Source organism: Pseudomonas sp. P5_A2_2 (genome assembly GCF_054177685.1).
This window is the reverse complement of sequence record NZ_JBGCUL010000187.1, coordinates 1-6,853: the sequence shown is the minus strand read 5'-3', so window position 1 is coordinate 6,853 and position 6,853 is coordinate 1. Positions and strand designations below refer to the sequence as shown.

Genomic DNA, 6,853 nt, shown 5'->3' with positions numbered 1-6,853 from the left:
GTTGTATGCCGCGTCGACACCGACCCCAGCGCAACAGCGACGCATCGTTTCGTTGCTCAACCTCGTCGACCCCGCCACTCGCGGGCAGTTGCTGGCGCAACTGGCGGAAAACGGCCAGTGCGGCGCGGTTCAACAGGCGATTGGCGATCAACCGCAAGCCGCGGGCGACTACCGCGCCCTCGGCCGTTGTGCAATGCCCGAGCGCCCCGGCGAAGCGGTGGTGTATTACCAGAGCGCCGAAAAAATGGGTGACCAGAACACTCGCCTGCCACTCGCCTACGCCCTGGAGGCTGCCGGAGACTCGGCCGGTGCCCTCGCCATCTGGCGCAGCATTCCGGATGCCGAACTCAGCGACAATGCCCGCCTCACCGCCAGCCGCGGCGCCCTGAATATCGGCGCCACGCAAACAGCCGAACGCTACTGGCAACTAAGCCGCACCCGTGGTGCCAATGAGTGGACGTTGGGCGCGGCGATTGCCGATGCCCAGGGCGATCACACCCTCGCGCTGCAACGCCAGCGTTCCGCCCTGCAGCTGGTACCCGATGCCGAGCATTACTATGCGGCTTCGGTCACTGCGCAAAAGGCCGGCGACCTGCAACAAAGTACCGAATGGCTGGCCGAAGCGGCGCGGCGCGAACCGGACAATCCCCGTTATCGTGCCGACTACGGCGTGCGCCTGGCCAGTGCCGAGACCAAGGCGGAACGCGCCCGCTCCATCCCGTATCTGCAACGCGCCACCCAGGATTTCCCGGAAGACTATCGCCTCGGCGAAACCCTGGCCTGGCGTTATGACGAGGTCGAGAACAGCGCCTCGGCGCGCAAGGAACTGGAACGCGTGATCGACCTGGAGCAGAGCCCGGTGGCCGCCGATGACGAAGAAGGCAGCATGGAGGCACGGCGCTATCGCCAGCGTCGCGCTCATGAAAGCCTGTCCCGTCGCGACTCAGTCACCATCGCCAGTACCTGGTCGCCGGCCGGGATATCGACCAACGACTTCGTGCGCCCCGACGACAGCACTGGCACGCAGCGACGCTCCACTTCACAGAACGTGCAACTGGCCATGTGGGACCACGCATTGGGCGATGAACCCAGCCGCGCTGGCAGCACGCAGTCGGTCTATGGCCGTGTGTTGCTTGGCGGCGTGGGCCGATCGAGCTATGCCGAATCCCTGGGTACCGGCGTCGGCCTGCGCTACAAGCCCTGGGGCACCGCCAACATCAACTTCTATGGCGAGATCTACAAACAAAGCCAGTTCGACGACCAGGACAACCATGGCCTGAGCCTCGGCCAAATGCTGGTCCCCGACAAGGTATCCGATCAGACCGAGGATCACCGCGATGATGGCCACACCACCACCGACTACCTGCTGYGGTCAACGGCGTCGTTCCTTGATCAGGGTCGATTCCGCAACGATTGGCGGGTCGATGAAAGCGATTGGGAGGAGCGCTTCCTCTACCTCGACGCGGCGTGGTGGACCAAGGCCGGCGACCATCAATGGCTGTCGCGCTTCCAACAGGGTCACACCTGGAAGCTGCCGTTCAACGGCGCGCAAACGATCATGCCGTACGGTTTCCTCGAATTCGCCAGCCAGGACCCGAGCAACGACTGGCGCCAGGATCTGCGCACCGGTCTGGGCCTGCGTTGGCAATGGTGGTTCAACGATGACATTTACAATGCCTATCGCGCGCACCTGACGGTGCGCACCGAGTATCAACAAGCGTTGGGCGGCAATCTGTATGACGGCGGTAACGGCGTGCTGGTGGGCGTGGAGTTGAATTTCTGATGAAGCGACTTCTTTTGGCTGTGTGCCTGCTGTTGGGCGCCACGGCGACCCATGCCGACGAACGGATTTTCTATCAGCCGCTCAATGTCGATGCCAACCTGAGCCAGGCGCAATGGCAGCGAATCTGGCAGGACACTGCGCGCCAAGGCGCGCACACGGTGATCGTGCAGTGGACGGCCTACGGTGACTCGGACTTCGGCGGCGCCAACGGCTGGCTCGCGACCAGCCTGAAACTGGCCCAGGCCCAAGGCTTGAAACTGGTGCTGGGCCTGCGCATGGACCCGGCCTATTACCAGCGCATCGATGAGCTGGACAGTGCCGGGCTGGCGACCTACTGGCAGGCGCAACTGGGGCTGTCGCTGGCCCGGCAGCAGACGTTGCGCAAGGACTGGAAACTCCCGGTCAGCGGCTGGTATTTACCCATGGAACTGGATGACTCGCACTTTCTACCGCTCGATCGTCGGCAAACCCTGCAACGCCAACTCAAGGATTTCGCTGGCAAGCTCGACGCGCCGCTGCACATCAGCGTATTCAGCGTCGGTAAACTTGCGCCACAGGTGAATGGCCAGTGGCTGGGCGAAGTGGCCAACGCCGGAATCCAGGTATGGTGGCAGGACGGAGCCGGCACTGGACGCTTGCCACCCGTGGTTCGCAACGGCTACGCCAATGCACTGCCCTGCTCCATCGGCATCGTCAGGGAAGCCTTCCGGCAAGTCAGTGCTGCCGGGCAACCTTTCCGTGCCGAACCGATGCCCCCGCAATCAACCTCGTCGGGCTGCCACCCTACGTCGGTTTTCTCCCTGCGCTATCGACCATGGGGTAAGGCGATTCTCGACAACCAGCACAAAAACGAGGTCGGCGATGTACAGAACCATTGAAGACGAAATGTTGAAAAGATCGGTGCCGGCTGGGCTTATGAACCGATCCATCCAATCCGCGAGCAGGCCTGCCCCCATGTCCCATGGCTGACCTAATGCTTGAATGACGTCATCACCCGTTCGGCATTTTCATCGCAGCTCATGCCTTCGGGCCTGGCCTGAATGGTGTCGATCCAGCCCAGCAACTGCGCCTTGCTATGGGCCAGGTGCCGTTGCATTTCTTCGATCTGCTCGATCTTGCGATGCAGGCCGGCCATCAACTCATCGTGCTTGAACGCGCCCGTCACATTATCCGGCAGTAACTGCTTGAGTTCTTCCAGGCTGAAACCCGCTTGTTGTGCGCACTGGATGAGTTGCAGGGTTTGCAGCGCCTGTTGCGAGTAACGCCGATAACCGTTGGCAGAGCGCTCGACCTGGCGGATCAATCCCTGAGACTCGTAAAAACGGATGCGCGAGGCGGTCAACCCACTCAACTGTGCCAATTCCCCAATCTTCATAGGGGCCTCATTTATTCGCTTGACATTAAAGTTAACTTTAAGCTTAGCCTCTGCTCATCACTTCGAGGAGTCAAGCATGTCGCCCTTCCAGATCTTGAATCTGCCCAACGGCCAGATCATCGGCAATCGCATTGCCAAAGCCGCGATGGAAGAGAACCTCGCCAATACCGATCAGGTGCCCGACCAAGCGCTGTTGCGCCTCTATCAGGCCTGGGCCGAGGGCGAAGCCGGCTTGTTGCTGACCGGCAATGTGATGATCGACCGCCGCGCCATGACCGGCCCCGGCGGTGTAGCGCTGGAAGACGAGCGCCATCTGGAACGCTTCCGCCAGTGGGCAAGTGTCGGCCGGGCCGGCGGTGCGCACTTCTGGGTGCAGCTCAACCATCCTGGCCGCCAGACCATGGCCAACCTCGGCCAGCAGGCCTTGGCGCCATCGGCGGTTGCGCTGGATCTCGGTCAGTTTTCGAAGATGTTCGCCGAACCCAAACCCATGAACGAGGACGACATCCAGGAGGTGATCCGACGCTTCGCCACCAGCGCCGCACTGGCGGAGAAAGCCGGCTTTACCGGGGTGCAGGTCCACGCCGCCCACGGCTACCTGATCAGCCAGTTCCTTTCGCCGCTCACCAATCGGCGCACTGATCAATGGGGCGGTTCGCTGGAAAATCGTGCGCGCCTGCTGTTGTCCGTCGTCGCGGCGGTTCGCCAGGCGGTGTCGCCGCAATTCTGTGTGTCAGTAAAACTCAACTCAGCGGACTTCCAGCGCGGCGGTTTCGATGCCGATGATGCACGGCAGGTAATCCAGTGGCTCAACGAACAACCGATCGACCTGCTGGAACTCTCCGGCGGCAGTTACGAAGCACCGGCCATGCAAGGCGAAGCGCGCGACGGCCGGACCCTGGCGCGGGAGGCGTACTTTCTGGAAATGGCCGGTGAACTGGCCAGMGTAGCGCGGATGCCGGTGATGGTGACGGGCGGGATCCGGCGTTTGGCAATCGTCGAACAGGTCCTCGACAGCGGCATCGCCATGGCCGGCATCGGCACCGCGCTGGCCGTGGAACCGCACCTGGTCAAGCACTGGCGCGAAGGCCGGGACATTCATCCGCAGCTGCCGCCGATCCGCTGGAAGCGCAAGCCCCTGGCGGCGTTGGCGAACATGGCGGTGGTCAAGTTCCAGCTGCATCGCTTGAGCCGTGGGCGCACCACCCGACCCAAGGTTTCGGCGTTGTTGGCGTTGATTATTGATCAGTTATACATCGCCAAACGCACGCGTCAGTATCGCCGGGCCATGAGCGCGGACTGATGGATCGCTATTGGCCGGTAAACCGCAGTCGCGACAACATCCGTAGATCCCCCGCGCGGTAATAGTGATCAGTCCAGCTGTTATCCGTCGCCAACGGCTGGACCTGCTTGAGCGCAAGTTTTTTCGCGAAATAGCGAAAGCGGTAATGCTCGTAGAACCGCAGCAACTCCAGGCCATAACGGTCTGCCAGATCGGTATCGCCGCGAATGATCAGATAGTTTTCGTCATTGCCGTTGCTGGCTGCGTCGCTGAGGTTGTGGCTACCGCTTATGATCGTCGGCGCATCACTGGTGAAGTCAGTGACGATGGCTTTGGTGTGCACCAGGATATTGCCCTTCTGACCCTCCCTGCTTTCCTGGAGCCAGCCTTCCAGCCCTTTGTCGAGCAGGGCAACGGTGGTGAATTCAGCGGTACGGTCGGCATGAAACCCGGTGATTTCGCTGGCGGTGTTTTGCAGGCCATAGCGCAGGATGTCGTCATGGGGCAAGCCGAGCAAGGCGTTGAGGATGGCATCGGGCAAGGCGAACGCAGTGACGAACAGCACGTCCTTTTTCGCGGCATTGATGATCGAGACGAACTCATCCAGGTCACCCCCGCCCGAGCGCGGCGAGAACCCGGCGAAAAGTGCCTGCGTCGGATCCATCGGGTTGTGCTGCGTGATCCATTGCCGCGTGGCGCCGACATCTGCCGGCGTGCTCCAGACCTGCTCGAAGGTTTGCAGATAACGGGTACTGAGCCGCGTATCGTCCAGCACATGCACCACGTTGGCCTGACGGTAAACACCGTTGGGGGTGAAGTTGGTACTGCCGCAGAGTACCGCTTCGGGTTGATGCTGCCCCGCTGCGTCGAGCCGACTCAAGACCATAAACTTGTTGTGAAAGATATTGTGGGTGACCCGCCCGCGTTTGTTCGCCTGGGGGATATTTTTCAGGCTGACCTCGTTCAAGGCGGTAGTGTCTTCGCCCGGTTGCGCGTGATAAAGGACGCGAACTTTCACGCCGCGTTCCAGCGCAGCCTCCACTGCGTCGACTATCACCTGTAACTGGTACTCATAGATGGCGATATCCAGCGCCCACTGGCCATCGACAGCACGCGCGATAAACCCCAACAAGCGCCCGAGCAAACCGTTCTCCAACCATCTACGCGGGGCTTCGGGCCAGGCTTCGATGGGCAGCTTGTTCCTTTTGCCAATGAGTGCATCGAGATCGGGAAACTTGCGCTCGAACGCCTGACTGGCGGCTACTGCGCGGTTGAAGTTGACACTTTGGTTGCCGGGATGGCCATCGTCGGAGGTGACCGTTACCTCCAGGCACTCACCCAGTTGTGGCGCATTGTGGCTGCCGTAGACCGGGTAGACCCGATAATGGATCGTCATCCCCGGATTGACCGCGTAATCGGCCCAGCGGAATTTCTGTAACGGTGCGATATCGCTGGGCGTGGCGTGAAACTGGGGGAAGGTATGGTCCTTGTCCGGGAACGTCAGGCTATTGAACAGAAACATCCAGGGTTTGCTGCCCTGCTGTTTTTCAATGGCAAAACCCAACAGGCCAATGCGACGGGATTCGGCCAGGTCCATGGCCAACAGCACGCCATTGGTGCCGGCGTAAGCCTTGACGCGAAAATCGCCCTGTTCATTGACGGCCAGGATACGCATGGTTCACTCCTGTGATGGATTTGCCCGGTGAGCATAGATCGTCGATGAATTTTTTACCCTGACGACCCGAAACCGGATTGATGCCTTCGCGAGCACAGACAGCGCAATGCTCAGCCTGGAAGCAGCTCGTCCATATGTCGATAATCCGATTGCAGCTGCGCAGCCAAAACTTTGCTGCGCCCAAGACGAATCGGCCCGCGTTCGATGTCGATCACCAGACCTGGGCATTCGATTGCCGGCAGTATGGACCAGTCCTTCAGCCGCCCATCGGTCACCAATAAAAGTCTTTGCTGTTCCGCCGGAAAGCGTTTTTGCCGCGCGGTCAGCCAGTGCCTCGCCTCACCCAGCGCCGCCAGCAACGGCGTTCCACCACCTGCGCCGAGCCCATCGAGCCAATGGCGCAAACCGTTGGAAGCCTTCAACCCTTGCACCTGCCACTTGGGCACCGAGCCGCTGGCGGTCAGCAACGCCAGGCGCGCACGTTGGCGGTAGGCATCATCGAACAGCTGCGCCAGCAAGCCTTTGGCATCACTCAACGCCTGATGACGGCGGGTCGAAGCCGACGCATCGACAATCACCAGCCACAGTTCATGGGGCGAACGGGTGCGCAGTTGATACAACAGATCAGCACGCTGACGGGGCCGACCATTAAGCAAGGTGCCTGGCCAGTTGATCGAACCGCTACGTGCTGCATGACGCTTGCCCTGTTTGCCGTGGTCCAGCCGCCCGGCCCGGGGT

The 6,853-nt window shown here is 61.2% G+C and carries 6 protein-coding genes; 3 read left to right on the top strand and 3 right to left on the bottom strand.

Annotated elements, in window-relative coordinates; all coding sequences use genetic code 11:
* Together ACXRVY_RS13415 and ACXRVY_RS13410 are read left to right on the top strand one after the other, a co-directional pair.
* A partial coding sequence (locus ACXRVY_RS13415) for an NfrA family protein (protein WP_458237540.1) occupies nt 1-1,783 on the top strand: 1,783 nt, incomplete at its 5' end.
* Nucleotides 1,783-2,661, top strand: a complete 879-nt coding sequence (locus ACXRVY_RS13410) for a DUF4434 family protein (RefSeq protein ID WP_223463288.1) — start codon at nt 1,783-1,785, stop codon at nt 2,659-2,661. The genes ACXRVY_RS13415 and ACXRVY_RS13410, both read left to right, overlap by 1 nt.
* 92 nt (nt 2,662-2,753) lie before the next feature.
* On the opposite strand, the gene ACXRVY_RS13405 is transcribed toward ACXRVY_RS13410, so the two are convergent.
* On the bottom strand, nt 2,754-3,158 hold the full coding sequence (locus ACXRVY_RS13405; protein WP_223463287.1) for a MerR family transcriptional regulator: 405 nt from the start codon (nt 3,156-3,158) through the stop codon (nt 2,754-2,756).
* A 76-nt stretch (nt 3,159-3,234) separates the two neighbouring features.
* Between ACXRVY_RS13405 and ACXRVY_RS13400 the strand changes: the two genes are divergently transcribed.
* Nucleotides 3,235-4,461: an NADH:flavin oxidoreductase/NADH oxidase family protein gene (locus ACXRVY_RS13400; protein ID WP_458237539.1), complete on the top strand. Its 1,227-nt coding sequence runs from the start codon at nt 3,235-3,237 to the stop codon at nt 4,459-4,461.
* A gap of 7 nt (nt 4,462-4,468) precedes the next feature.
* Here ACXRVY_RS13400 and ACXRVY_RS13395 read toward each other — a convergent pair whose 3' ends face one another.
* Nucleotides 4,469-6,115 (bottom strand): phospholipase D-like domain-containing protein, encoded by a 1,647-nt coding sequence (locus ACXRVY_RS13395; RefSeq protein ID WP_223463285.1) that lies wholly within the window; start codon nt 6,113-6,115, stop codon nt 4,469-4,471.
* Between the two features lie 110 nt (nt 6,116-6,225).
* Entirely contained in the window at nt 6,226-6,771 is a 546-nt protein-coding gene (locus ACXRVY_RS13390) for a vWA domain-containing protein (protein ID WP_317851139.1), read from the bottom strand.
* Nucleotides 6,772-6,853 lie beyond the last annotated feature (82 nt).

Coding starts and splice junctions, on each gene's coding strand:
- ACXRVY_RS13395 (WP_223463285.1), bottom strand. CDS start 6,115: ATGCGTATCCTGGCCGTCAATGAACAGGGCGATTTTCGCGTCAAGGCT.
- ACXRVY_RS13405 (WP_223463287.1), bottom strand. CDS start 3,158: ATGAAGATTGGGGAATTGGCACAGTTGAGTGGGTTGACCGCCTCGCGC.
- ACXRVY_RS13410 (WP_223463288.1), top strand. CDS start 1,783: ATGAAGCGACTTCTTTTGGCTGTGTGCCTGCTGTTGGGCGCCACGGCG.